Raw genomic sequence first — 25,172 nt, 5'->3', positions numbered from 1 at the left:
GCAGCCTTTACGATACTTTACCCAGCTGATACGCCACTTTACCTTACAACCTCTATTCTACTCCCATGCGTTCAGAACGCTGTAATTATCAACAATCTGATCCCCTAAAGTATATAAGGAATAAAATATGAAAATGGCAAAAAAACTTATCCTAGCCTCTGTTGTTTTACCACTAGTATTGAGCACTAGCGCATTTGCATTTGGCGGCAAAGACCACAAAGGTCCACAGGACGAATGTCGTCCAGGTCTAGACCGCGGCATGATGAAAGAACTGAATCTAACTGACACCCAAAAAGAACAATTCAAAACGCTTCGCCAAGCTAACAAAGAAGAAATGAAAGGGCGCTTCAATGACCAAAAAGAACAAGGCGAAAAAGCTCGCATGGCTCATTTTGATAAAGTAAACGCCCTACTTACTGCAGACAAATTTGATCCAGCCAAAGCCACTGAACTGGCACAAGAAATGTCCGATAAACAGGTTAAGCGTCAAGTAGACATGCTAAGCAAACAACACAAAATGCTTAGTATCTTAACTCCTGAGCAAAAAACCAAATTCATCGAACTACAAAAAGAGCGCATGGAAGATTGTGACGACATGCCTCGCCATCACGGCAAAGATCGCAAATAAGCCACGATCACTACAAATAGCGGATAACAAAAAAGCGATCCTAGTCTAGGATCGCTTTTTTCGTATTCAGCACAGTCGTCGTACAAAGGTCTCAATATAAATGAGTACATTTTAAAACGATCTAATTAACTGCGTTTCCAAATTCTTGCCACTGCACGATCACTACCTAAAAAGCCGACAATTTCACACACCAAGCCCATTAGTAAAAATACCATGATAGGGATGATACCGGCAGCCTCTCCTGTCATCAGAGTCATAGTCAAAGAAACGGATGCAATCACTAAACAGAGCAATCCTAATACAATCAATATGGTTCGATGGGATGATTTATAATCAAAATCTCCCTCACCAGACTCAAACATCCCCAACACTGGAGAGCAGAGCTTTCTCAAAACCTCTTTCATAAATAACGCCCTTCACCTGTATACAAAAGCCAATACCGTAAAGTTACCGTAAAATGCGTCAGATTGACAAAAATAATGCCTCAGTTCACTAAACTAATATCTACATCCGCCGCAGAATATAAAGGGGAAAGAAACGTTCCAGCGCCTTATGTGACAGATTTCCCATAAATCAAAACAAAGGATATGAACATGAAAAACATAATACTATCCGGCTTAACAGCCACAGCATGCGCTTTATCAGCAGGTGCTCAAGCAGGTCCATTCGATTATATCGATTATGGATTTGGCAAAATCGACCCAGATTCATCTTCATCATCCGATGACTATTCATCACTGTCTGGCGCCTTTCAAACATCGGCAGGCCCTTTTATTGCCCTTGAAACCACAGAATACGGCGAACTCGATGTGTTGGCTATCGGTGCTGGTGTCTATGCGCCAGTTGGCGGCCAGTCCAATGTGTTCGGTATGCTGCAATACATAAAGGCGGACTATGGTAACAACGACGAAACAGGTTTTAGAATCTCTGCGGGAGTACGAACCACTCTAACAAACCGTGTCGAGTTAGAAGGTAAAATTAAACACGACGATGTTTACTCACAAACCGATACCAGCTTTGCCGCTGCTCTTAGATACTATGTCACGCCAAACTTTTCTGTGGCTGCAAACTATGACACAGCAGAAACCAATGGCAACGACCTAAACGCCATGTTTGCGTCACTAAGACTCAATTTCTAAAGCACTCAATCAGCATAAAAAATGGGCTGACATTCAACATGTCAGCCCATTTTTTTACAACCTAAACAGATCTAACTTAGCAAACCTTTGTTAGCCAGTTATGCTTGTCTTCTGCCTTGCCCCACTGAATATCATTCAATGCTTGACGAAGTTTTAGGGCGATAGGACCTGGCTCACCAGTACCTACTTTGTACTCTTTATCGTTATGGATAAAAGTACCAACAGACGTTAATACCGCCGCTGTACCAGACAACACGGCTTCCACTTCAGGCTTAGCGGCACGCTCTAGTAACTCAGCAACCGTCAAATCACGCTCACTTACCGTCATACCTAGATCTTTCGCAAGCGTTAAGATAGAAGAACGAGTCACACCGTGAAGGAAAGATGAATCCAAACCTTTCGTGATGATCTCATTGCCATCGATCAACAAGAAGTTAGCCGCGCCAGTTTCTTGTACATCGCCATTTGGACAGAACAAAATTTGGTCTGCTTGCACTTCCGCTTTCGCCTTCATCATAGGACCCAAAGCACTGGCGTAATTACCACCACTTTTGATCATCCCCATGTGTGGCGCACAACGCATGCCCGTTTCATCCAATAGAAGGCGAAGCGCTTTAGCACCACCAGTAAAATAATCACCTACAGGAGACAACAAAACATACAACATAGACGTTGCTGTTGGCGCCGCCGCTTTACCAACCGCCGCTTCCGTACCAATGTGAGTTGGGCGAATATACATAGATCCTGGTGGCTCTGGCACATCAGTCGCAAACTCAGCAACCGCATCAATAATCATTTTAGAAACTTGAGCTTCATCCAAAATTGGCAAAGACAATAGACGGCTACTTTGTGCTAAACGCTTAATATTTTGGTCCATACGAAACACATGTACACTGCCATCAGCATGACGAAACGCCTTCAAACCTTCAAAACAGGTACTTGAGTAATGCAACACGTGAGCACCAGGATGCAATTGAATGCTGTCCGATGCGACAATGCTTGCGTCACTCCATTGATTATTTTCGAATGTTGCCAATGCCATTTTAGGCATAAACACGCTACCAAAAGCCGCCATTATTGTTTCCTATAAAGTTAAATGATTACAAACAATACCAGTGATCGACACAGATATTATGTGGACTCTAGACTTTGCTTCTCGCCCAATGACACGATAGTAAAACGGAAACCAACACGAAGAAAGCAAATCGTAAACCACGGATCAAACAGAATGTGTATTTCCAGTATATTTGCTAATTTGAAGCAGAAAATAGACTGACAGAAGAGTGATGAAACGTAACAAGGATATTACCTTTTCGATGAAAAGTGCTCAATAACCCAAAGCACATCTCCAAGCAAAAAAACCTAAGAAGCCGTCAAAACAACCTTATCACCGCCATAGTTTTTGGCTTGATACATAGCATGGTCAGCAGACTGCACCAAATCCAACGGCTCTTTACCGTTTTCAGGATAACGGGCAACACCAATACTGGCAGAAACGAGCAAAGAAGAACCTTCAATCACAAAAGCCTCAGCTAACATTGCACGAATCTTCTCAGCAACCAGAGTAGCACTTTCCGTATTACTCACTTTATTTAAAATAATTAAAAACTCATCGCCGCCAAGACGCCCAACCGTATCTGACTTACGAACACAAGCCCCTAATCTTTTGGCTATTTGCTGTAACAACAAATCACCAACCGCATGACCATAACCATCATTGATATCTTTAAAGCCATCAATATCAATAAACAAAACAGATAAACCTGCCTGCTCACGCTCCGCCAAGGTTAGCGACGCCTGCAAACGATCCAAAAGCAAAGTACGATTGGGTAAATCCGTCAAATCATCATGGCCCGCTGCGTAAAGCAACTGAGCCTCCATTTCCTTACGCTCAGTAATGTCATGAGCAACCGCAATTCTTACCTGGTGCTCTTCCGACCACCTAGCCGACCACAGAACATTCACCACCTTGCCATCTTTACGCACCCAACGATTCTCAAAGCGAGGTAGCATGTGACCATCAACAACAGACTCTGCGATGCCTAGCGTTCTTTCCCTATCATCTGCATACACCAGATCAATCATAGGCTTGCCAATCACTTCATGGGGCGCGTAGCCAAACATATCCTCAAAAGCCGCACTAACAAAAACGAAACCTCCATCACGATCAACAACACAAACCGCATCGAGCATCAGCTCCATCACATCGGCAAGGCTAATGGCTAGTTCATTGTTTTTCATAAAACATTACACCCAAAGATAAAAAATCAGTGCCATTCATGGATTGTAGAAGACAACCCAATAAAGCGCTCTATCTAGCGCTGCTATCTAAGTAATTATTATCTATGGTTTTTGAATAAAAAACCTACGCCAATTACATAACGTAACGAGATTAACCAACATCAAGAGAATTGAAAAAATAAATGGCATAACTTATTACAGAGACATTCATCACAACCGTCAGCCAAAACACCACCAGAAAACGCATCTTCTTCGTCTTATGACGAAACACCTTCTGCCCCAACAGAGCACCGAACCAACCGCCAAACAGTGACAACAAATGCAAAGTCGATTCTCTAACTCTCTGCTTGCCACGCTTTGCCGCGGACTTATCGAGACCATAGACACAAAAAGTGATTAGGCTAAGAAAGCCATAAATAGAAAACACATAAATCATTTCAACTCACCACCCATCGGGAAACTAGACACGCTTCCCCACTAACCATCAACACATTTTTCGACATAAATAGCTCAAACAAGTCATAGATTTATCCCCTTTCAATAGCGTAATTAAAGAGTAAAAGAAAGGGAACAAAACAGCCAAAGATGAACTCTCCCACGCTTATTCAGTCTGATCAATTAACCAATAAATTAATAGGAGATTCTCAATCGTGAATATCAACTCATTGTTAAGCAGCATTATGGGCTCTACAGGCTCAGGAATTGGCAAAGCCGTCACCAAAGCAAAATCTGGCTCTATGCCCGGTGGTCTAATGGGCGGTGCAGTCGCTGGCGGATTAGCCGCCATGTTATTAACGAACAAAAAAGCCCGTAAAATGAGCGGTAAAGCCATCAAATACGGTGGCATGGCAGCTGTGGGCGGAATGGCCTACAAAGCCTGGCGCGCTCACAAAGAGGACAAAACCACGACACAAATAACTAACCTTGAGCCTAATCAGAGCTTCGACTCATCCACCACCATACCCGAAGCGCCCGCAGGTAGCATCTTCGACCTCGCTGAAGAGAAGCCAAGCAAACAGACGCAAAATACATACATCATTCTAATAAAAGCCATGATCAGCGCCGCCAAAGCCGATGGTCATATCGATGCGACCGAACGCGCCCGAATCGAACAAGAAATCAATGACCTAGGTATCAGCGCAGAAGAACAAAAATTTCTAATAGAGCAACTACGAGCAACCAGCGACCCAATCGCAATCGCACGCCTGTCTGAAAATGAAGCACAATCGGCAGAGATTTACCTCGTTTCTATGCTCGCAATCGATATCGATACCGACGAAGAACGCCGCTACCTAGATCGTCTAGGCGACGCCCTACACTTACCAAACGACCTGCGTCAAAACATCGAATACGAAGTGAAACATTCACAAACACTGTGACCTGATAAAAAAGGCGCTCTACAGAATATACAGAGCGCCTTCAAATCAATAACCGACCAGACTACTTATTAAGTTTGCCGCGAATGTCTTCCATACGTTTTCGATTCACGCCAAAGTCGGAGTGCCCAACACGAGAGGCAGAACGAATATCGATGCTCACTTCTCCATCTAGCTCTTGCGAAAACAAAAACTCCACATCGTCCACAAAACGAAACACCAAGGATGTAAATTCAGCGTGGATATAATTCTCTTCATTCACCACAACCTTAGTGCGTTTCGAAGACTCCAGTACCGCCAACACCTTATCATGGGCAGACACATTGGAACCTTTCAACACAATAGGCTCAATGTAATGCTTATCACTGACCGGTGCCTGACTGCTCACGCAATTTGGCGAACTAGGACACTCAGCTAACTTCTCATTAGAAACACCTAAATTCGGCATATGGCTTGAACACCCCTGCAATAAAATAAACACCAATAAATATAAAAGTTTTCTAGTAAACATGCTCAATCCTAATAACTTTAGCCAGAGACTAACAGCTTGCAACAACCAACAGCTCATCTCGAATCATAGATAATAAAAAGGTTTCCCGCTCAATCGACATGCCTTTTTTATCGCTGTTTTTAATGGTATCCAAATTATGCTTAATGGCATCGTGGACATTAATCCACACCGGCTTCATACCGTTTTTGACTTCGTAATCTTCCAGACTAGTCTCGCCTAACTGTTCATCAATCTCACAGGTATAACAGTAAGACTTCATCTGCATGATCTCAAAACCATCCCTATTCCAAGGCCGAAACTCTTCATATAAACCAAACGCCTCGACATTGCGAATATTCCGCGCCCCAGTCTCCTCCGTTAACTCACGGATCAAACCTTCCACCTGATTCTCGCCTTCATCAATCCCACCACCCGGCAAGGTGTAATCATCGTAACGCTGGGTGTACAGCATCAAAATATCCTCGCCTTTCAAAATAATCCCACGGGCAGCAAGACGTAAAAAAGAAGATTGATCGAGGGATTCAAGGCTTGGATGGATAGAGGATTTTAGTAAACGCATAGATTGGGACACTTCGTGTGGTTGGGTTAGTTTTCTTTGGTCTGCAAGTATATCTGTTACTTCTCAACGATTCCTAGTTTGCAAACTTGGTTCCGCTGGGCGAGGGATTAGTCCCTTCCCCTTTTGTCTTCCAAGGGGAAGGCGGAGGATGGGGTTGTTCTATGGATCTTCAAGTATATTTGTTACTTCTCAATGACTTTGAGCTGCAAGTTTATTCCGTCCTGCTGAGCGGGTAACTTTTACCCACTACTTAATTTAGGAAAGTGCAAAAGTAACCAAAAAGTCTCTTTATCGGGCTATCGCCCAAACGTCTCATTCACTTTGTTTAACATCATCATTAACAAGACGACTTATATCGTAAGGCATAGATTGGTCTTGCTGTTCGAGAGAGGCTTTCCGTTAATTACTCGGAAACTCCATAGGGTCGCGCAACTTCGTTGCGTCGAACTGACTTCTTCAGGATTGCAGTGATGGAAAACAAAGGACGTAGGGCATCATAAGCGCAGCGACTATCTAATTAAAAACTGCCGCTGAAAGCAAAGCTTTCATTGTATGGTAGGTCGCGGCTTTAGCCCGACGCGGAATTTAGATTCCATTCAAATGCTTTGGATTCCTAAGCTTTTTTTCCGCTCTGCTGAGCGAGGGCTTAGTCCCTTCCCCTTTTGTCTTCCAAGGGGAAGGCGGAGGATGGGGTCGTTATTTTATCAGGCTATCGCCCAAACGTCTCATTTACTTTATTTAACATCACGTCTAGCAACACGACTTCTATCGTAAGGCATGGATTGGTTATGCTGCTGGAGAGAATCTTTCCGTTAATGACTCGGAAACTCCATAGAGTCGCGCAACTTCGTCGCGTCGAAGGAGGTGACGCCCGCATAAGTGGCGACAAAATTAGCGGCGATTGGTTTAAAATTGCGAAGCACAAAACTAAATCGCCGTGTAGTTTTGGCGTCCAAGCAAGCCTGCGAGCGACTTAATGCGTTTGTTATTGGGCAAAATGCTCATATATACAATCACCATACCCAGACATGATTGCACCTGATGCCACAAGGATAAATGATACAACTAATGTAAATATTGTCAGAGGCTTAAAGAATCTAGCTTTATAGATTTCAAACATGAGCCCAGCAGGATGCTTCACTTTTGTGAGGTCATTAAGCTTATAAATAAAAGCTATCTCCCCAAACAAAATAAACAACGACATGAGTGAGCCAACCCTCTGTATTTTGTTTCCAACAGAATCAAGGACAACATCACTTACAATAAGGTACATTGCACCAGCTAATGCCAGCACAAGGAATGCAACCCAACCAAGAAAATAATACCAGATGATTTTACTATCTCGATCTATCGCGTCTCGAGTACTTTGAGGCCATTCTTTGTATACCTTTTTTAATGAAACGGTATAGAAGTCGATGCTTTCCATTAGTTTCCTTTGCCCTATAACGCCCAAAGCAGCGGCGCGCGGTAGCGCGTCCAGCCCGCAGGGCGATGCTGCCTTTGCTTGTTATGTTTTTAATAGTATTGGGTATAGTCTGCTTCAATGTCAGCCAAGCTTGCCAATTGATCTAGGATTGATTTACCTGTAACCAATAAGTCTTGTGTTCGTTCTGGATTATCCCAGCCCTCTGCACCGTGTTTACCTCCGTGAAAGAGGTTGTTTCTGATCGTTTTAAGTAAGCGAACAACTCTACAGAGTTCAGAGTTACAATCTGCTAAGCCTACTTCGCGCCATTGAAGGTCTGAATGCTCCCCAATCTTTTGTCTTTTGGGGTTAAGTTCAATTAGCTTATTGGTTTCCGCTGTGTGCTCGAACATCTCTGCGTACCTTTCTACGAACGCATCCCACCCCGGTTCTGCATTTTCTCCAGCGCCATTGCGTTTTAAGAAACGGTTTTCTTTAAGCGCAAACTCAAATCGTGAGAACCAATAAAAGAAATCAAACGCATACTCCTTTAAAGGGTCATTAATATCTTCTTTACGCACGATCTCTCCAGAAAACATAACGTCCTGTTAAGGTGTGAGCAACGCAATACCAAAGCTCGCGCATACCACCTTAAACACTAAACGCAACGCATAGTGAAAATGGTACGCGTTACGAGTCCCTTTTGAACAGTTTGTTAGGCAATTGGTTGATTATAGCTACTTCTCAATTTTTCATACAATTTCTCCGATGCAGCGTAGACGAACCCATCAATACTTATTGCTGATGAGTTGCTCAAAGCATAAGAATGTTTACCAATAATCTGCTGAGCAACTCGAACCAATGCTATGGCATCTTCCCTAGTAAAAGGGAGCTCTTTCTGTATTTTTTCGGGTTCAAAAAAGTAATCTTCTGAATAATGCGCAAAATACATATTGCGACGTCTTCTCAATTTATCTTTGCGATCATGAATACTTTTTAGCATTGTCTGCTGCTCTTTGAAATCATCAGCAGTTAAAGGCGATTTCCATTCAATTTTATTTGCGTTTTCTCTTGAAAATCGAACAAAGTGATATAAATTTTTATCAGATTTATCATCAAAAAGTCGAAAAATAGAAAACGTTAAGTCTGATAGTAAAGCTGATTGGATATACCACACTAACGGCTCAACTTTTAGAGGATCTTCATCATATTTATAAATATCTGATGTAAAGTAATCAAACATAGCTGTTTTAGGAACGACTTCCATTGAAACAATTTTTTGAAGCCTTTTCAGATACTTAGTGTATTCTTCTGTTACCATATTTATACTCACTATTGTTGCCTAACATTTTGTTAATGCGCATGCGCGTTTACACAGATTGGAAACCTTCTTAATATTACTATAAGCCACTGACTCTAAAACCATAAATAGAGATATCAACAAAAGTTAAAACAGGAAAAACAGGAAAAACAGGAAAAACGAGCGTGCGCGTTATTCTTTTTATCCACAGCGCGTTATTTCTGCTCTGTAAATCCTTATTCCTTGATACTAAAAGACTTTCTTACTTACCTCCAGCACAAAACGCGCACAACCGGTTTATTTAAAATGGTTAAACGAGCAAAAATACCTTCATCTCAAAAATAGACTGTATATCCACCCATAAATTGTGTTTTAAATTTCATCCAAAAATAAAGTCGGTTTCAGACAATGAAAGCTTCACTTTCTCCGGCGGATCACGGTCGTACCTCCCTCATCGCGCCCTACGATTAGCATTACGGTATCGGGTATAAATTTGCAGACAATTAGCTACGAAAAAGTCAGTTCGACGCGACGAAGTTGCGCGACCCTATGGAGTTTCAGGGTCATTGTTTGACGAGCCAACTCCCACAAGATAATCAATCTATGCCTTACGATAAAAATCGTGTTGCTAATCCAGAATTAAACAACGTAAATGAGACGTTTGGGCGATAGCCCGAGAAAGAGACCTTTTGGTTACTTTTGTGGATCTGGACAAAAGTTACCCGCTCAGCAGAGCGGAATAAACCTGCAGCTCGGAGCTATTGAGAAGTAACAAATATCCTTTAAAACCCAAAGAAATAACCCCATCCTAACCTTCCCCTTGAAGAAAGGGGAAGGAACTAGCCCGCTCAGCAGAGCGGAACCAAGCTTGGGAATACAAAGCGTTTGAATGGAATCTAAATTTCGCGTCGCCCTGAAGGACGACCTACATATGAAAGCTTCGCTTTCTCCGGCGGATCACGGTCGTACCTCCCTCATCCGCCCTACAAAAACCAGCATCACACATGAAGTCAGTTCGACGCGACGAAGTTGCGCGACCCTATGGAGTTTCAGAGTCATTGTTTGACAATCTGTCTCTCACTAAATAAACAATCTATGCCTTCCGATAAAAATCGTCTTGCAAGACGTGATGTTAAACAAAATGAATGAGACGTTTGGGCGATAGCCCGATAAAAGATTTTTTGGTTACTTTTGTACTTTTCTGAATTAAACGGCGGACAAAAGTTACCCGCTCAGCTTTTTCCTGAATTAAAAAGCGGAATAAAGCTTGGGAATACAAAGCGTTTGAATGGAATCTAAATTTCGCGTCGCCCTGAAGGACGACCTACATATGAAAGCTTCGCTTTCTCCGGCGGATCACGGTCGTACCTCCCTCATCCGCCCTACAAAAACCAGCATCACACATGAAGTCAGTTCGACGCGACGAAGTTGCGCGACCCTATGGAGTTTCAGAGTCATTGTTTGACAATCTGTCTCTCACTAAATAAACAATCTATGCCTTACGGTAAAAATCGTCCTGCTAGACCAATCTTAAACAACGTGAATGAGACGTTTGGGCGATAGCCCGATAAAGCGACCTTTTGGTTACTTTTGCATCGATTGGCAAAAGTTACCAGCTCAGCTTTTTCCTGAATTAAAAAGCGGAATAAAGGTTGGGAATACAAAGCGTTTGAGTGGAACCAGATAAATTTAAAAAAGCGGCTTCGACGCGACGAAGTTGCGCGACTTTATGGAGTTTCAGAATCAGATAAAAATACCTTTCCTAGCATCATCAAAACCAATCTATGCCTTCCGATAAAAATCGTCTTGCAAGACGTGATGTTAAACAAAATGAATGAGACGTTTGGGCGATAGCCCGATAAAGCGAATTTTTGCTTTCCTTTAAACTGAAGTTTTTGGGCGCTAGCAAAAAGTTACCCGCTCAGCAGAGCGGAACTAAGCTTGCAAACTAGGAAGTGTTGAGAAGTAACAAACAGACTTGAAGATCTAAAGATTAACCCCACCCTAACCCCCCCCTTGAAAGACATAAGGGGAGGGAACAAAGAACAGCCCCATTTTCCGTCTTCCCCTTAAAAAAGAGGAAGAAACTGAAAACTAGTTTTCGCCGGAAATCCGGCTACCAACTGCGGAAGTTTGGTCTTTATACTTTGCGTTATCCCGCTTGTTATAAGGGCGATCCGCAGAACCCGACATGGTTTCGAAGTTGATGGCGCCGATGGTCATGCCTGGGCTTAGGGCGATTGGTAGTTTGCCGCCGTTGAGGAATTCTAGAACGATGCCGCCGCTCCAACCTGGGTCGATGCGGTGTGCGGTTACGTGAACCATTAAGCCAAGGCGTGCGAGGGAAGAACGACCATCGAGCCAGCCGACTAGGTTATCAGGCAAGGTGACAGATTCTTTGGTAACGCCAAGTACGAGTTCGCCCGGATGAATAAAGAAAGGTTTGCCGTCTTCGACAAGGATTTCTTCGCTCATCACGGATTCAATAACTTTGCTTAAGTCCGCTTTTGAGCTGCTTAGGTCAAGATAAGGCGCTGGGTGACCTTGAAAGACGCGAAACGAGTTGCCCAATCGTAGGTCAACAGATACGCCGCTGATAACGCTGTTATCTGGGCGGGGTTCGATGACAATGGAACCTTCGTCTAGGGCTTTAATAATATCTCGGTCACACAAACGCATTACTTTTCCTCAATCGTCGCTCATGCCAATAATAGGCATCGCTGTTTGTTCATTTTGTTGGGATGCAAGGGTAGCACCAAGCTTGCGTGCAATCGACTGATAAATGCTTGCAGTATCACTTTCTGGGGCATTTACCACGATTGGTCGGCCAGCATCACTCTGTTCACGGATCGCTAGGCTGAGTGGTAGTTTACCCAATACATTAACATCGTATTCTTTTGCTAGGCTCGCGCCACCTTCGTCACCAAAGATGGCTTCGTGATGACCGCAGTTGGAGCAAATATGCGTCGACATGTTTTCAACCACGCCCAACACAGGAATTTTGACCTTGTTGAACATTTCGATTCCGCGACGAGCATCCAGCAAAGCGATGTCTTGCGGTGTTGTCACAATGACGGAACCTGCCACTGGGACTTTTTGCGCCAGCGTCAGTTGAATGTCGCCTGTACCAGGTGGCATGTCGATAAATAGGTAATCAAGGTTATCCCAATCGGTTTGCGTTAGGATCTGCATCAAGGCGCCTGTCACCATAGGACCACGCCATGCAACTGGCGTGTCTTTAGTGGTCAGAAACGCCATAGACATGACTTGCACGCCAAACGCAGTTGGCGGCACAAAGAATTTGTCTTCACGAACTTGAGGACGAGTACCTTCGGCGAAGCCGAGCAACATGCCTTGGCTTGGGCCGTAGATATCCGCATCTAGAATACCAACGCGAGCGCCCTCTTTTGCCATGGCAAGGGCAAGGTTAACCGTGGTAGTGGATTTACCCACGCCGCCTTTGCCAGACGCCACGGCAATAATGTTCTTCACGCCTTTTAGCCCTGCGATGTTGCCTTGAGTCGCGTGGCTTTTGACTTGAAAGTCGATGTCTAGCACCAAGTTGCGAGAATCGTCCAAGAGCTCTTTGATCTTGTCTTCTAGTTGAGCTTGTTGTTTTTGCGCTGGGTAGCCAAGCATCAAGGTGACATGAACGCGATTATCATCTGCTACGACGTTCCAAACAGCACCATAAGGTTGGCCGCTATTATCATCAATAAGGTTTTCTAAAGTCGCCTGTAGTTGGGCATCAGTTAACATAGGGGGATCCTTGTAAGGCGTAATGTAAATCTTTTAATGTTGAGCCAAGTTTGGGGGCAAATTGCAGAAAAGCAAGCCCAGAAACCAGAAAAGCAGAGCTATGGAAGAAGACAAGCCCTTGCACATGGAAGATTGGGTCTTATAATGTCGCTTTTCTTAGACTATCTATCCTTTAGGCGCTTTATTTATTCGTCATCTACGCCTAATTATTGATAGAATACCCGACCTTTTTTAATCCAGCAGGCTTATCAAAAATGGCACAAACGCAACGCAAAATTTTAGTCACCAGCGCCCTTCCTTATGCCAATGGTTCTATCCATTTGGGGCATATGCTGGAACACATCCAAACAGATATCTGGGTGCGTTTTCAAAAAATGCGCGGCCATCTTTGTACAGCAGTGTGTGCGGATGACGCTCACGGCACGGCGATTATGATCAAAGCTGCGCAAAATGGCATCACATCAGAAGAGTTGATCGAAGGTGTTCGCCAAGAGCACATGGCAGACTTTAATGACTTCCTGATTGGTTACGATAATTACCATTCAACGCATTCTGAAGAAAACCGCGAATTCTCAAACAGCATCTACAAAGCCCTTCGTGACAATGGCAAAATCGCTGTTCGTTCTATAGTACAAGCGTACGACCCTGAAAAAGAGATGTTCCTTGCGGATCGTTTCATTAAGGGAACTTGTCCTAAGTGTAAAGCAGAAGATCAATACGGCGACAACTGTGAAGTCTGTTCTGCAACTTACACGCCAATGGAAATGATCAATCCGCGCTCTGTTTACTCTGGTGCGACGCCGATTGAAAAAGACTCTGAGCATTATTTCTTCAAATTGCCAGATTTCCAAGACTTCCTAGCAAAATGGACGCGCAGCGGCACCTTGCAAGAGCAAGTGGCTAACAAGCTATCTGAATGGTTGGATTCTGGCCTAAAAGAGTGGGACATCAGCCGTGATGCACCTTACTTTGGTTTTGAAATCCCAGACGCGCCGGGCAAATATTTCTACGTTTGGCTAGACGCACCGATTGGTTACATGGCGAGCTTTAAAAACCTGTGTGATCGTACGGAAGGTTTAGAGTTTGATGATTACTGGGGCAAAGACTCTAACGCTGAGCTTTACCACTTCATCGGTAAAGACATCATCAATTTCCACGCTTTGTTCTGGCCTGCGATGTTGGACTGTGCAGGCTACCGCACACCGACAGCGGTGAACGCACACGGCTATGTAACCGTTGACGGCGAAAAAATGTCTAAGTCACGTGGCACTTTTATTAAAGCCCGTACTTACTTGAAGCATTTGGATCCGCAATACTTGCGTTACTACTATGCAGCCAAACTGAACTCTCGTGTTGACGATATCGATCTTAACTTAGGTGATTTCTTACAACGCGTTAACTCTGACGTTGTTGGCAAAGTGGTTAACATTGCTAGCCGCACAGCGAGCTTCATCAGCAAGAAATTCGACGGTCAATTAGCCAGCAAAGTGAGCGAAGAGGAAATGATTCAATCTTTCATCGATGCTGGTGAAGTGATTGCTGATCACTTTGAAAGCCGTGAATACGGTAAAGCGATTCGTGAAGTGATGCGCCTTGCTGATGTGGCAAACGAATACATTGCCGTGCAAGCACCTTGGGTATTGGCAAAAGATGAAGCGACATTACCGAAAGTTCAAGACGTTTGTACTGTTGCCTTGAATTTATTCAGCATCTTGGCTACTTATTTGAAACCAGTTATGCCAAACATGGTGGCAGAGGCTGAAGCTTTCCTTGGCAAAGAACTAACTTGGGACAACCGCAGCGAATTGTTGTTTGGTCGTACGGTGAATACCTTTAAACCGCTAATGGGTCGTATTGAGCAAACACAAATTGATGCCATCATCGAAGAAGGCAAGCTAGAAGCGGCGGCAGAAGCCGCAGCGAAAGCAGCCGCTCAACCCGCTCAAATAGAAACTGAACTAAGCAAAGAACCTATTGAAGCAGAAATCAATTTTGATGACTTCGCGAAAGTTGACTTACGTATCGCCTTGATCGTCAAAGCCGAGCACGTTGAAAAAGCCAATAAGCTACTAAAACTGACATTGGACATCGGTGGCGAAACTCGCACCGTGTTCTCTGGTATCAAGTCAGCTTATAAGCCAGAAGACTTAGAAGGCAAACATACTGTGATGGTTGCCAACCTTGCTCCACGCAAAATGAAGTTTGGCATGTCAGAAGGCATGGTATTAGCAGCAGGCCCTGGTGGCGAAGAAATTTACCTACTGGAACCTCATGCAGGTGCGAAACCAGGCCAACGCGTGATGTAACAACTATTCAGCAAACAACAGAGCACCTCTTGGTAGCTCTAAAAATTGCATGAGAAACCAATGCTCACCTTAGTTAATAAGAAACATTCTTAATAAGGTGGGCATTGGCATTAATAAAGAAACATAAATCGAACTTATATAAGCATAACTTATTATCTATATACTAAATCGGACTAGAAATACAAAAGCTTTAGTCTTGTTAGTTATAAGCAGATTGGTATAGTTACGCTCAAAGATACTTTTGTCTAAAGGTGTCTAAAACCACACAATATTCACCACATACTTTGGATTTGAGATGACTGAATATCTCCTGATACTGGTCAGTACCATTTTGGTTAACAACTTTGTATTGGTACAGTTTCTGGGCCTATGCCCTTTCATGGGCGTGTCTGGGAAACTAGAAACCTCTATTGGCATGGCGATGGCCACGACTTTTGTTTTGACATTGTCTAGCCTATGTAGCTATCTCACTTATACCTACATACTTCAGCCATTTGGACTTGAATACCTGCAAACCATTTCCTTTATTTTGGTGATTGCGGTGGTTGTACAGTTCACCGAAATGGTTGTCCATAAAACCAGCCCTCTGCTTTATCGCGTATTGGGGATTTTCTTGCCCTTGATCACCACAAACTGTGCGGTTTTGGGTGTGGCACTGCAAAACATCAGCAAACAAAACGGCTTTGTTGAATCTATCCTTTACGGCTTTGGCGCTGCGGTGGGTTTCTCCTTCGTATTAATTCTGTTCTCTGCTATGCGCGAACGAATTAACGTTGCAGATGTACCGACTGTTTTTAAAGGCTCTGCCATCGGTATGATTACCGCAGGTCTTATGGCTCTCGCTTTTATGGGCTTCACCGCCCTCGTGCAGATTTAGGAGCCAGACGATGTTTACTGTTTTACTCGCTATCGCCATCTTAGTACTTTTATCGCTTATTTTCGGCGCAATCTTGGGTTATGCCAATGTACGCTTTCACGTGGAAGGCGATCCAATTGTTGACCAAATCGATGCTCTTCTTCCACAAACCCAGTGTGGCCAATGCGGTCATCCAGGTTGTCGCCCTTATGCAGAAGCCATTGCGAACGGCGAAGCCATTAACCATTGCCCACCAGGCGGACAAGCAACAATCCAAGCCTTAGCCGACTTATTGGATGTAGAAGCGGTTCCGTTAGATGGCGATCACGGTGCAGAAAGCGCAAAGCGTGTGGCTGTCATTCGTGAAGACGAGTGCATCGGCTGCACCAAGTGCATTCAAGCCTGCCCTGTAGACGCGATTTTAGGTGCAGCAAAGCAAATGCACACCGTCATAGCGGACGAATGCACAGGCTGCGACCTTTGTGTCGAGCCTTGTCCTGTAGATTGTATTGATATGGTAGAAGTAGGCGTGACAGCGAAAACTTGGTCTTGGGACAAACCGCAGGGTATCGCGGCAACCTCGTTAAACATTATTGCCACCGACCGCCAAGCGGAGGTTGCACACTAATGTCAGCAGTAAACATGCAAACAGCAAACGTTTTTTCTTTTCACGGCGGCATTCATCCACCGGAAAACAAAGCGCAATCGTTGCAATTACCTTTGGGCAGACCAAGCCTACCGAGTGAGCTTATTTTGCCGCTTGGACAACATATTGGTCAAAGCTCTCGCCCTCTAGTAAAAGTGGGTGACAAGGTACTAAAAGGCGAAACCATTGCCATTAACAATGGCTTTTTAAGCAGCTTTTTACATGCACCAACCTCTGGCACCATTGCTGCTATTGAAGAGCGCCTAATTGCCCATCCATCTGGTTTAAGCGACCTTTGTATTATCCTCATCCCAGACGGTAATGAAACCTGGACAAAACTTGAGCCATTAAGCAATTGGCAAGACATTAGCAAAACTGACGTGCTGGCGTATTTGTCTGAAATGGGCATCATCGGCATGGGCGGCGCAGGCTTTCCAACTCAAGTGAAGTTACAAGGTGCACACAAAAACCCACTAACGCACTTCATTGTTAACGCGGCAGAATGTGAACCTTACATCACCGCCGATGACATGCTGATTCGTGAAAAAACGCTAGAGTTGGTATTAGGCATCGAGATACTTCAACATCTTGTAGAAGCCGATAACGTTGTCATTGGTATTGAAGACAATAAACCGACAGCCATCGCCGCACTAAAGTCGCTACTCACCAAGCGCAATAGCAAGATTCAACTTGCCGTGGTGCCGACTAAATACCCGTCTGGTGGCGAGAAACAATTAATCCAGCTATTAACGGGTAAAGAAGTCCCAAGCGGTCAATATCCAGCGGACATCGGCATTTTGTGTCAAAACGTCGGTACCTGTGTTGCGGTTCACGACGCTATCACACTGGGTAAGCCTTTGATTTCACGCTTCACCACATTGACCGGTGACGCATTAAAAAATCCGCAAAACGTCGAAGTGCTACTTGGCACTCCAGTTGCGCATTTATTGGATTACGCCGACTCTGAACAGAAAAAACTCAGCCGTCTGATCATGGGCGGTCCAATGATGGGCTACACCTTAGATTCAGCGGCTGTGCCGATTGTTAAAACCAGCAACTGCATCTTAGCGGCCAGCAAAAAAGAACTTCCGCCACCAGCACCTGAACAAGCCTGCATTCGTTGCGGCATGTGTGAACAAGCCTGCCCTGCTAGTTTGCTACCTCAGCAATTGCTTTGGTTCAGCAAAAGCCAAGAGTTCGAAAAAGCCGAACACCACAACTTGTTTGATTGCATCGAATGTGGCGCTTGCTCTTATGTTTGTCCAAGCAGCATTCCGCTGGTGCAATATTATCGTCATTCCAAGAGCAGCATCCGTGAAGCTCGCGAAGCCAATGTGAAATCAGACTTAGCCAAGCAACGTTTTGAAGCGCGTAAAGCTCGTCAAGACGCAGAGGCCGCGGAGAAAGAAGCCAAACGTCTTGCTCGTCAAAAAGCGACATCAAGCAAAGCAACCGATGCGAAAAAAGCCGCACCAGCAAAAGCGGCTCCAACGGCCACTGCTGCACCGGCAAGCAATGACGAATCGAAAAAGCTCAAGGTCGATATCGCCATTGGCAAATCCAAGTTGAAGAAGCTACAAAAACAGCTGCTTGAAGCGCAAGAAAACGAACACGTGGAAGAGATCAACAGCTTGCAACTGCAAGTCACTGATCAAGAAAAAGCTATCGCATCACTAGAAGAGCAGCTTGCGCAAGTTCCTAGCGCGGCGCCTGTCGCTCCAGTAGAAAATACCGCCAAGGCAAGCCCTGCGCCGGTTAGCGACGAGCTGAAAAAAGCCAAAGTCGATGTAGCCTTGATTGGCGTGAAACTGAAGAAACTACAAAAGCAGCTTAGCGAAACACCAGATGATCAAGAGCTGAAAGACAAGATCAGCGCTTTTGAAACCGATCTAAAAGCCGCGCAAGACACAGTCAGCAAGCTAAGCGAAAACACTCAGCCAAGCGCAAATACGGCAGCAGCTGAACCAAAAGCCGTGATTAGTGATGAATTGAAAAAGCTAAAAATCGATGCTGCCATTGCCAAAGCGGCGGTGAAAAAAGTCGAAAAAGCCTTGAAGAAAGCCGAAGAAATTCAAGCACCAGAAATCGAGTCTATTCGCCAGCAGTTGCAAGAAGCGCAACAACGAGCTGATGAGCTGGAAAAAGCCTTAGCTAATCCAGAAACAACGGCGCCAAAAGTTGCGGCGGCTAAAGCAGAGCCAACCGCCGCGAATCTTGATGCCGATGCAGCGAAGAAACGCAAAATTGATCTTGCCATCGCCAAAGCAGGCGTTAAAAAAGCCGAGAAAAATATTCAGCTTCTAAAAGAGCAAGGCAAAGACGAAGCTGAAATCAATGCTTCTGAATGGCCAAGCAAACTAAAAGAAGCACAGGATAAACTCGCCGCACTTGAGAAAGAACAGGCAGCAGAAACCACTAAATCTCCTGCGACAACAGAAGCCAGTGCGCCATCCACACCAGTAGCCACGGAAAACGTCGATGCAGATGCCGCTAAAAAACGCAAGATAGACCTAGCTATTGCTAAGGCCGGTATCAAGAAAGCCGAGAAAAATATTCAGCTTTTAAAAGAGCAAGGCAAAGACGAAAGCGAGATAGAGGCATCGGAGTGGCCTAAAAAGCTCATTGAAGCACAACAAAAGCTAGCCGCGCTTGAAGCAGAAGAAAGCACATCAGCTACTTCCGTTTCTACGCCTGTAGAGAAAACAGCTGCTGCTGACAGCGAAGCCAAAGTTGAACCAGAAATGGATTTGACAACGCAGATCAAGAAAGAAAAAATCGCTGTCGCGCTCGCCAAAGCGCAAATTAACAAGCTCAACAAGCGTTTAGAAAACTCGCCTGAAGACGCCGATAGCATCAATCAAGAGATTGCCGCTACTGAGCAACGTCTGCAGAGCGCCGAAACCTTGTTAGAAAAACTTATTCATTCGCAAACCAACATGCAAGAGAATCGTTAAATGGCATTATTGAGGATCACCTCCCCCCACACACAACGTGCAGGACGTCGCACCTCTTGGGTGATGCAGATGGTCATTTTAGCGACCATTCCTGGCATAGTCGTACAGACTTGGCTATTTGGCTGGGGCACGCTAATCAACCTAATGATTGCCTGCATCACGGCACTATTAAGTGAAGCGGCTATTTTGGCGATTCGTCGTCGCTCTGTCGGCTTCTTCTTAAAAGATTACAGTGCGCTATTAACTGCGGTGTTGTTAGGCGTTGCTTTGCCTCCCGTTGTGCCTTGGTGGGTAACCGTGACAGCAGTCGCCTTTGCTATTATTTTTGCCAAACAGCTTTATGGCGGCTTGGGCAATAACCCATTCAACCCTGCTATGGTCGGTTATGCCATTGTATTGGTGTCTTTTCCTGTACCTATGAGCCAATGGCTTGGTGTGCAAAGCATGATTCCTGCTGGTGAAACCCTGTCTTTCATACAGAGCTTGCAAGCTATTTTCCATCACTTACCCGTGATCGATAGCTACACCATGGCAACGCCATTAGATGGCTTCAAACACAAAGATTTATTAGACACCCAAGCAGCTTTTAACAGCATTGCAGCGCTACAAGGCCCAAGCCTAAACAGTTGGCTTTGGGTGAACTTGGCTTACCTTGTGGGTGGTCTTGCTCTGATTTGGTTGCGTATTATTACTTGGCACACGCCTGTGGCATTGTTAGGTGCTTTGTTAGTAATGTCTGGCGCATTCCATTTATTTGATCCTAGCAACACGGCAACGCCATTTTTCCACCTAACCACTGGCGCCGCCATGTTTGGTGCCTTCTTTATTGCTACCGATCCTGTGTCTTCTTGCACCAGTAATCGCGGCAAACTGATTTATGGCGCGGGCATTGGCATCTTGATTTACATCATTCGCTCTTGGGGCGGTTATCCTGATGGCGTGGCGTTTGGCGTATTGCTAATGAACTTCGCGGCACCATTAATCGATTACTACACACAACCCAGAACCTATGGTCATAAAAAAGCCAAAACCGGCTTAAAAATTGGGGAGGATAACTAATGGAATTGTTCGCCTCTATTCGTCGTAATAGTCTTGGTTTGGCTATCTTCGCGGTGTTGACTGCTGGCCTCATTGCCATCACCCATCAGCTGACAGATCACACCATTAAGAACAATATTTTGGATGCGCAAATTTCTGCTTTTAACGAAATCTTACCAGCCAATTTATACGATAACGACTTAACCAAAGACACTGCCATTTTGCCAGCTGATCCTTTATTAGGTAGCGAAGAAGGTATAAAAATCCACATCGCCCGTAAGAATGGCGAAGTCTCTGGCATCATTTTCGAGACCATCGCCCCGCGCGGCTATAACGGCAATTTAGACATGCTCATTGCCATTGATAAAAACGGCGTAGTCACTGGTAGCCGAGTCATTAGCCACAAAGAAACACCTGGACTTGGCGACAAGGTGGATCTTAAAAAGTCCAAATGGATATTAAGCTTTGCTAACAAATCGTTAGATAATCCAGGCCTAAAAGGCTGGGGCGTGAAAAAAGACGGTGGCGATTTTGACCAATTCACAGGTGCAACGATCACACCTCGTGCCGTGGTTCGTGCCGTAAAGAACACTCTTATTTATTTTGATCAACACAAAGATACGCTGCTAGCGTATTAGGATAGCCAAATGAAAATGAGCGCAGAAACAGTAACCAGTGACGCTACTCAAGAAGAGAGTAAACCAAGCGCCAATTACGCAGAAATCATTTACAACGGCATTTGGAAAAACAACCCAGCTTTAGTTCAATTACTTGGCTTATGTCCTATGTTGGCGGTGACCAGTACTGTCGTCAACGCATTAGGTCTTGGGTTGGCTACCATGGTGGTTTTAATAGGTTCCAACATTGCGGTTTCCCTAATTCGTAACTACGTTGCCGATGCGGTTCGCCTACCTGCTTTTGTCATGATCATCGCCTCGTTTACCACCTGTATCGAATTGATAATGCAGGCTTACACCTATGAGCTTTATCAGATTTTGGGGATTTTCATTCCTCTAATCGTAACCAACTGTGCAATCCTTGGCCGTGCTGACGCTTTTGCCAGCCGCAACCCTGTGCTGCCTTCAGCGCTAGATGGTTTTATGATGGGCTTGGGCTTCATGTTTATCCTTGTCACCTTGGGCGCCATGCGTGAACTAATCGGACAAGGCACATTGTTTTCAGATATGCAGTTGTTGTTCGGCGATATGGCTATCCATTGGAAAATCACCGTTTTCGAAAACTACCCAAATGTATTGTTTGCCGTATTACCACCGGGTGCCTTTATTGGTTTAGGCTTATTGATCGCGGGTAAGAACTATCTAGACGAACGCGAGAAAAAACGCGTTGCAGAACAAAAGGCCAAAGACGGCCCAAGTGCCTCAAAACGTGTGCGGGTGACTGGGCAAGTTAGTTAACTCTACAAATTCTGTTCTCCTCCCTCCTGCTAAGGGGGAAGGAACAAAAAAGCTCTAAGCTCCTCCCCCCGCCAAGGAGGAGGCTGGGAGGGGGTTAAAAAATGAACAAAGGCAATTTATTTTGAACAAAGAGAAGCGCTACGAGATTTTTTCTCGCTTACGAGCTGAAAACCCAAATCCCGTAACCGAGCTGGAATACAGCTCGCCTTTTGAGCTTTTGATTGCGGTGCTGTTTTCAGCACAAGCTACGGACGTTAGCGTCAATAAAGCCACACGAAAGCTTTTCCCTGTCGCCAATACGCCAGAAACCATGCTGGCGCTTGGTGTTGATGGCCTAAAAAGCTACATCAAAACTATTGGTCTGTTCAACGCCAAAGCCGAAAACGCCATCAAGACCTGCAAAATCCTGATCGAAAAACACAACAGCGTCGTACCTGAAACGCGCGAAGAGCTGGAAGCCCTACCAGGGGTTGGCCGTAAAACCGCCAATGTGGTTCTAAACACGGCATTTCGACAAGTGGCCATGGCCGTTGATACGCATATCTTCCGCTTTGGTAATCGAACAAAAGTCGCGCCGGGCAAAAATGTTTTAGAAGTGGAAATGAAGCTGTTGAAGTTTGTTCCGAAGGAATTTCTTTTGGATGCGCATCACTGGATGATACTTCACGGTCGTTACATCTGTGTCGCTCGCAAGCCTAAATGCGATGCCTGTATTATTGAAGATTTGTGTGAATACAAAGACAAAACCTCAACTTAATTATCCAACTTTTTTTAGTTAACTAAAGACTAACCTAAAATTAAATAACATCACATTTATTAAACCTTTCTAGCTCGGCATTCTTACTCTATTAAGATTTCACTTTTTAGAGGGAGAATGCCATGAGTCACCGTTTAACCCAAGCCCAGCTTGATGCCCATTGGATGGCCTACACAGGCAACCGCCAATTTAAAAAAGATCCTCGCATTATTACCTCTGCCGCAGGAAATTATTACACTGACAGTGATGGTAGAAAGATTTTTGACGGGCTTTCTGGTTTATGGACTTGCGGTTTAGGACATAGCAACCCAGCAATAAATGAAGCGGTGGCTGAGCAAGTTAAGACCCTCGATTACTCCCCTGCGTTTCAATTCGGTCACGAGAAGTCTTTCTTGTTAGCAGAGCAAATTACCGAGTTTATGCCTGCTGGTTTAAACCGCATTTTCTTCACGGGTTCGGGCTCCGAATCCGTTGATACAGCGTTAAAAGTGGCGCGTGCTTACTGGCGTAAAAAAGGCATGGGCACTAAGACTAAATTTATCGGTCGTGCTAAAGGTTATCATGGTGCGGGGATTTCAGGCTTCAGCGTCGGCGGTATTCCTGCGAACCGTACGCTTTATGGTCAAGGCTTAGAATCTTATCACTTACCTCACACCCAAGTTCCGGGCAGCGAATTTTCTAAAGGCATGGCCGAACAAGGCAAAGAACGCGCTGAAGATTTGCTTAACCTAATCATGATGCACGATGCGTCTAACATTGCGGCAGTCATTGTTGAACCTATGTCTGGCTCCGCTGGCGTTATCGTTCCACCAAAAGGGTATTTGCAGCGTTTGCGTGAAATCTGTGATCAGCACAATATTTTGCTTATCTTTGATGAAGTGATTACCGCTTTTGGTCGCATGGGCGCAAAAACCGGTGCAGAAGCTTTTGGGGTGACGCCTGATGTGATTACCATGGCAAAGCAAGTAACCAATGGTGTTATTCCAATGGGCGCTGTAGCTTTCAAACAGGAGATCTACGATACCTTCATGGATAACGGCGGCCCAGACTACATGCTGGAAATTCCTCATGGCTACACCTATTCGGCTCACCCTATTGCCTGCGCAGCTGGCTTAGCATCTCTTAGTGAGATAAAGAAACAAGGTTTGATTGAACGAGTTAGCAGCATGAGTTCGGTCTGGGAGGACAGCGTACATCAACTTAAAGACGCTAGCCCTATGATCACTGACATTCGTAACTATGGATTTGCGGCAGGCATCACCATTGCACCAATAGATGGTGAACCAGCTAAGCGTCCCTTCCAAATCGCCATGGCAATGTGGGACAAAGGTTACTATGTACGTTATGGTGCCGACACTATTCAATTAGCACCACCCTTCACAACAGAGCAGTCCGAGATTGACAGCCTAGTCAATGCCCTAGGCGAGACAATTAAGCAACAAAGATAAAAGCCTCTCAATTATCTTCGTAATACTTTTCTATAATCAAGATGTTGTTGGTAAGTTCACAGCAACATCTTGATTCACATCAATTTTTTCTAGCTATCTCTAACCTGTAATCTTGCACTATAATGGCTGTCCTAGAAGAGTCATCAATGACCTTGGATCTTCACCCAGTAAAGGATAAAACCAATGTCTATTACACACTCACCTTATGTTCGCTGCTTTTGGACCGGTTCCCTATACCTAACCAATGGAACTATCATGCCAATTCATTGCACGCACATATCTACAAAAATGCTAGAGGTAGAAGCACCAGACGGTCTACATGGATCAAAATTAGTTAAAGTAGAGCTAAAGGCAATTCATGAAGGGAAAACAGCCACAATCAAAGCATTGTGTGACCCACAACTGGATGTGTTTAACGAGCATAATAAACATTATTTTAAACTCGTTTATCACACTATATCAGACAAAGATCTTGCCTTTATCAAAGAGTTCGCAGACGCTCATTCCTAGCTCATAGCAGTGACAAGCTAGGATAGCGGATAACTAGGCGTGTATTTTACTCTGCGTCGTTACTATCCGCTTTTTTCGCTGTCTCTTCCGCTTTCTTCACGCGAATTTTAGAACCATCTACGTCCATGCCATTCAGTGTTTTGATCGCGACTTTCGCTTCGCCCACTTTTGGCATTTCAACAAACGCAAAGCCTTTAGATTCGCCTGTTTCTTTGTCCATAACAATCGTACAAGACTGCAAAGTACCGTGAACGGCAAACAAGCTTCTCAATTCGTCTTCCGTAGTGTTACGGGCAAGGTTTCTTACTAATAATTTCATATTTT

The 25,172-nt window shown here is 44.6% G+C and carries 25 protein-coding genes; 13 read left to right on the top strand and 12 right to left on the bottom strand.

What is annotated here, in order from left to right; genetic code table 11:
* The first annotated feature begins 127 nt into the window (after window positions 1–127).
* Window positions 128–628, top strand: coding sequence for a CpxP family protein (locus KPL72_RS12010; protein WP_219702914.1), 501 nt, complete (start codon window positions 128–130; stop codon window positions 626–628).
* A gap of 125 nt (window positions 629–753) precedes the next feature.
* Here the strand turns inward: KPL72_RS12010 and KPL72_RS12005 are convergent, their stop codons facing one another.
* Window positions 754–1,032 carry a hypothetical protein gene (locus KPL72_RS12005; RefSeq protein ID WP_212918334.1) on the bottom strand — a complete coding sequence of 93 codons (279 nt, stop codon included), beginning with the start codon at window positions 1,030–1,032 and terminating at the stop codon, window positions 754–756.
* A gap of 189 nt (window positions 1,033–1,221) precedes the next feature.
* On the opposite strand from KPL72_RS12005, the gene KPL72_RS12000 reads away from it, so the two are divergent.
* Entirely contained in the window at window positions 1,222–1,767 is a 546-nt protein-coding gene (locus KPL72_RS12000) for a hypothetical protein (RefSeq protein ID WP_219702912.1), read from the top strand.
* Window positions 1,768–1,843: 76 nt separating this feature from the next.
* Here the strand turns inward: KPL72_RS12000 and KPL72_RS11995 are convergent, their stop codons facing one another.
* From KPL72_RS11995 to KPL72_RS11985, 3 genes are all read right to left on the bottom strand, one after another.
* Window positions 1,844–2,842, bottom strand: a complete 999-nt coding sequence (locus KPL72_RS11995) for a branched-chain amino acid aminotransferase (RefSeq protein ID WP_212918332.1) — start codon at window positions 2,840–2,842, stop codon at window positions 1,844–1,846.
* 287 nt (window positions 2,843–3,129) lie between these two features.
* Complete coding sequence (locus KPL72_RS11990) at window positions 3,130–4,008, bottom strand: diguanylate cyclase domain-containing protein (protein ID WP_219702910.1); 879 nt, start codon at window positions 4,006–4,008, stop codon at window positions 3,130–3,132.
* Between the two features lie 151 nt (window positions 4,009–4,159).
* A complete protein-coding gene (locus KPL72_RS11985) occupies window positions 4,160–4,444 on the bottom strand; it encodes a DUF1294 domain-containing protein (RefSeq protein ID WP_219702907.1) in 285 nt (94 codons plus the stop codon).
* Between the two features lie 214 nt (window positions 4,445–4,658).
* Between KPL72_RS11985 and KPL72_RS11980 the strand changes: the two genes are divergently transcribed.
* Window positions 4,659–5,387, top strand: a complete 729-nt coding sequence (locus KPL72_RS11980; RefSeq protein WP_219702905.1) for a tellurite resistance TerB family protein — start codon at window positions 4,659–4,661, stop codon at window positions 5,385–5,387.
* A 61-nt stretch (window positions 5,388–5,448) separates the two neighbouring features.
* Here the strand turns inward: KPL72_RS11980 and KPL72_RS11975 are convergent, their stop codons facing one another.
* The 7 genes from KPL72_RS11975 to apbC form a co-directional block, all read right to left on the bottom strand.
* Window positions 5,449–5,895, bottom strand: a complete 447-nt coding sequence (locus tag KPL72_RS11975; protein WP_219702903.1) for a DUF1499 domain-containing protein — start codon at window positions 5,893–5,895, stop codon at window positions 5,449–5,451.
* Window positions 5,896–5,923: 28 nt separating this feature from the next.
* Window positions 5,924–6,454: an NUDIX hydrolase gene (locus KPL72_RS11970; protein WP_100187309.1), complete on the bottom strand. Its 531-nt coding sequence runs from the start codon at window positions 6,452–6,454 to the stop codon at window positions 5,924–5,926.
* Window positions 6,455–7,439: 985 nt separating this feature from the next.
* The gene (locus tag KPL72_RS11965) at window positions 7,440–7,880 is read right to left on the bottom strand and encodes a hypothetical protein (protein ID WP_219702901.1); all 441 of its coding nucleotides are present in this window, start codon (window positions 7,878–7,880) and stop codon (window positions 7,440–7,442) included.
* Between the two features lie 89 nt (window positions 7,881–7,969).
* A complete protein-coding gene (locus KPL72_RS11960; protein ID WP_219702899.1) occupies window positions 7,970–8,440 on the bottom strand; it encodes a hypothetical protein in 471 nt (156 codons plus the stop codon).
* 134 nt (window positions 8,441–8,574) lie between these two features.
* A complete protein-coding gene (locus tag KPL72_RS11950; protein ID WP_219702897.1) occupies window positions 8,575–9,180 on the bottom strand; it encodes an AbiU2 domain-containing protein in 606 nt (201 codons plus the stop codon).
* A 2,073-nt stretch (window positions 9,181–11,253) separates the two neighbouring features.
* Entirely contained in the window at window positions 11,254–11,838 is a 585-nt protein-coding gene (dcd, locus tag KPL72_RS11945; RefSeq protein ID WP_219702895.1) for a dCTP deaminase, read from the bottom strand.
* 9 nt (window positions 11,839–11,847) lie between these two features.
* On the bottom strand, window positions 11,848–12,918 hold the full coding sequence (apbC, locus tag KPL72_RS11940) for an iron-sulfur cluster carrier protein ApbC (protein ID WP_219702893.1): 1,071 nt from the start codon (window positions 12,916–12,918) through the stop codon (window positions 11,848–11,850).
* 254 nt (window positions 12,919–13,172) lie between these two features.
* On the opposite strand from apbC, the gene metG reads away from it, so the two are divergent.
* The 10 genes from metG (at window position 13,173) to KPL72_RS11890 (ending at window position 24,848) form a co-directional block, all read left to right on the top strand.
* Complete coding sequence (metG, locus tag KPL72_RS11935) at window positions 13,173–15,224, top strand: methionine--tRNA ligase (RefSeq protein ID WP_219702892.1); 2,052 nt, start codon at window positions 13,173–13,175, stop codon at window positions 15,222–15,224.
* Window positions 15,225–15,519: 295 nt separating this feature from the next.
* Window positions 15,520–16,101, top strand: a complete 582-nt coding sequence (gene rsxA, locus KPL72_RS11930; RefSeq protein WP_012069258.1) for an electron transport complex subunit RsxA — start codon at window positions 15,520–15,522, stop codon at window positions 16,099–16,101.
* 10 nt (window positions 16,102–16,111) lie between these two features.
* Window positions 16,112–16,708, top strand: a complete 597-nt coding sequence (gene rsxB / locus KPL72_RS11925) for an electron transport complex subunit RsxB (protein ID WP_219702891.1) — start codon at window positions 16,112–16,114, stop codon at window positions 16,706–16,708.
* Entirely contained in the window at window positions 16,708–19,680 is a 2,973-nt protein-coding gene (rsxC, locus tag KPL72_RS11920) for an electron transport complex subunit RsxC (RefSeq protein ID WP_249422228.1), read from the top strand. The genes rsxB and rsxC overlap by 1 nt, the downstream gene beginning before the upstream one ends.
* On the top strand, window positions 19,681–20,739 hold the full coding sequence (gene rsxD / locus KPL72_RS11915) for an electron transport complex subunit RsxD (RefSeq protein ID WP_219702890.1): 1,059 nt from the start codon (window positions 19,681–19,683) through the stop codon (window positions 20,737–20,739).
* Window positions 20,739–21,356 carry an electron transport complex subunit RsxG gene (rsxG, locus tag KPL72_RS11910; protein ID WP_219702889.1) on the top strand — a complete coding sequence of 206 codons (618 nt, stop codon included), beginning with the start codon at window positions 20,739–20,741 and terminating at the stop codon, window positions 21,354–21,356. Before rsxD ends, rsxG begins: the two co-directional genes overlap by 1 nt.
* Before the next feature lie 15 nt (window positions 21,357–21,371).
* Window positions 21,372–22,133: an electron transport complex subunit E gene (locus KPL72_RS11905; RefSeq protein WP_249411770.1), complete on the top strand. Its 762-nt coding sequence runs from the start codon at window positions 21,372–21,374 to the stop codon at window positions 22,131–22,133.
* Window positions 22,134–22,254: 121 nt separating this feature from the next.
* Window positions 22,255–22,890, top strand: a complete 636-nt coding sequence (nth, locus tag KPL72_RS11900) for an endonuclease III (protein WP_212918321.1) — start codon at window positions 22,255–22,257, stop codon at window positions 22,888–22,890.
* 122 nt (window positions 22,891–23,012) lie between these two features.
* Complete coding sequence (gene aptA, locus KPL72_RS11895; RefSeq protein ID WP_219702888.1) at window positions 23,013–24,338, top strand: omega-aminotransferase AptA; 1,326 nt, start codon at window positions 23,013–23,015, stop codon at window positions 24,336–24,338.
* A 183-nt stretch (window positions 24,339–24,521) separates the two neighbouring features.
* Window positions 24,522–24,848 (top strand): hypothetical protein, encoded by a 327-nt coding sequence (locus KPL72_RS11890; protein WP_212918319.1) that lies wholly within the window; start codon window positions 24,522–24,524, stop codon window positions 24,846–24,848.
* 46 nt (window positions 24,849–24,894) lie between these two features.
* Here KPL72_RS11890 and KPL72_RS11885 read toward each other — a convergent pair whose 3' ends face one another.
* Window positions 24,895–25,167 (bottom strand): RNA recognition motif domain-containing protein, encoded by a 273-nt coding sequence (locus KPL72_RS11885; RefSeq protein ID WP_219702887.1) that lies wholly within the window; start codon window positions 25,165–25,167, stop codon window positions 24,895–24,897.
* Between the last annotated feature and the right edge of the window lie 5 nt (window positions 25,168–25,172).

The organism is Marinomonas lutimaris, from assembly GCF_019426345.1.
In the GTDB taxonomy this organism is placed as follows: domain Bacteria; phylum Pseudomonadota; class Gammaproteobacteria; order Pseudomonadales; family Marinomonadaceae; genus Marinomonas; species Marinomonas lutimaris.
This window is presented reverse-complemented; position numbering and strand designations above follow the sequence as displayed.

Bases quoted from the DNA above. Each gene is read 5' to 3' on its own strand.
- rsxA (WP_012069258.1), top strand. From the start codon at position 15,520: ATGACTGAATATCTCCTGATACTGGTCAGTACCATTTTGGTTAACAAC.
- rsxB (WP_219702891.1), top strand. From the start codon at position 16,112: ATGTTTACTGTTTTACTCGCTATCGCCATCTTAGTACTTTTATCGCTT.
- rsxG (WP_219702889.1), top strand. From the start codon at position 20,739: ATGGAATTGTTCGCCTCTATTCGTCGTAATAGTCTTGGTTTGGCTATC.
- KPL72_RS11990 (WP_219702910.1), bottom strand. From the start codon at position 4,008: ATGAAAAACAATGAACTAGCCATTAGCCTTGCCGATGTGATGGAGCTG.
- KPL72_RS11995 (WP_212918332.1), bottom strand. From the start codon at position 2,842: ATGGCGGCTTTTGGTAGCGTGTTTATGCCTAAAATGGCATTGGCAACA.
- rsxD (WP_219702890.1), top strand. From the start codon at position 19,681: ATGGCATTATTGAGGATCACCTCCCCCCACACACAACGTGCAGGACGT.
- apbC (WP_219702893.1), bottom strand. From the start codon at position 12,918: ATGTTAACTGATGCCCAACTACAGGCGACTTTAGAAAACCTTATTGAT.
- metG (WP_219702892.1), top strand. From the start codon at position 13,173: ATGGCACAAACGCAACGCAAAATTTTAGTCACCAGCGCCCTTCCTTAT.
- KPL72_RS12010 (WP_219702914.1), top strand. From the start codon at position 128: ATGAAAATGGCAAAAAAACTTATCCTAGCCTCTGTTGTTTTACCACTA.
- KPL72_RS11890 (WP_212918319.1), top strand. From the start codon at position 24,522: ATGTCTATTACACACTCACCTTATGTTCGCTGCTTTTGGACCGGTTCC.
- KPL72_RS11965 (WP_219702901.1), bottom strand. From the start codon at position 7,880: ATGGAAAGCATCGACTTCTATACCGTTTCATTAAAAAAGGTATACAAA.
- KPL72_RS11975 (WP_219702903.1), bottom strand. From the start codon at position 5,895: ATGTTTACTAGAAAACTTTTATATTTATTGGTGTTTATTTTATTGCAG.
- KPL72_RS11985 (WP_219702907.1), bottom strand. From the start codon at position 4,444: ATGATTTATGTGTTTTCTATTTATGGCTTTCTTAGCCTAATCACTTTT.
- rsxC (WP_249422228.1), top strand. From the start codon at position 16,708: ATGTCAGCAGTAAACATGCAAACAGCAAACGTTTTTTCTTTTCACGGC.
- KPL72_RS12000 (WP_219702912.1), top strand. From the start codon at position 1,222: ATGAAAAACATAATACTATCCGGCTTAACAGCCACAGCATGCGCTTTA.
- KPL72_RS11970 (WP_100187309.1), bottom strand. From the start codon at position 6,454: ATGCGTTTACTAAAATCCTCTATCCATCCAAGCCTTGAATCCCTCGAT.
- KPL72_RS12005 (WP_212918334.1), bottom strand. From the start codon at position 1,032: ATGAAAGAGGTTTTGAGAAAGCTCTGCTCTCCAGTGTTGGGGATGTTT.
- aptA (WP_219702888.1), top strand. From the start codon at position 23,013: ATGAGTCACCGTTTAACCCAAGCCCAGCTTGATGCCCATTGGATGGCC.
- KPL72_RS11950 (WP_219702897.1), bottom strand. From the start codon at position 9,180: ATGGTAACAGAAGAATACACTAAGTATCTGAAAAGGCTTCAAAAAATT.
- dcd (WP_219702895.1), bottom strand. From the start codon at position 11,838: ATGCGTTTGTGTGACCGAGATATTATTAAAGCCCTAGACGAAGGTTCC.
- KPL72_RS11885 (WP_219702887.1), bottom strand. From the start codon at position 25,167: ATGAAATTATTAGTAAGAAACCTTGCCCGTAACACTACGGAAGACGAA.
- KPL72_RS11905 (WP_249411770.1), top strand. From the start codon at position 21,372: ATGAGCGCAGAAACAGTAACCAGTGACGCTACTCAAGAAGAGAGTAAA.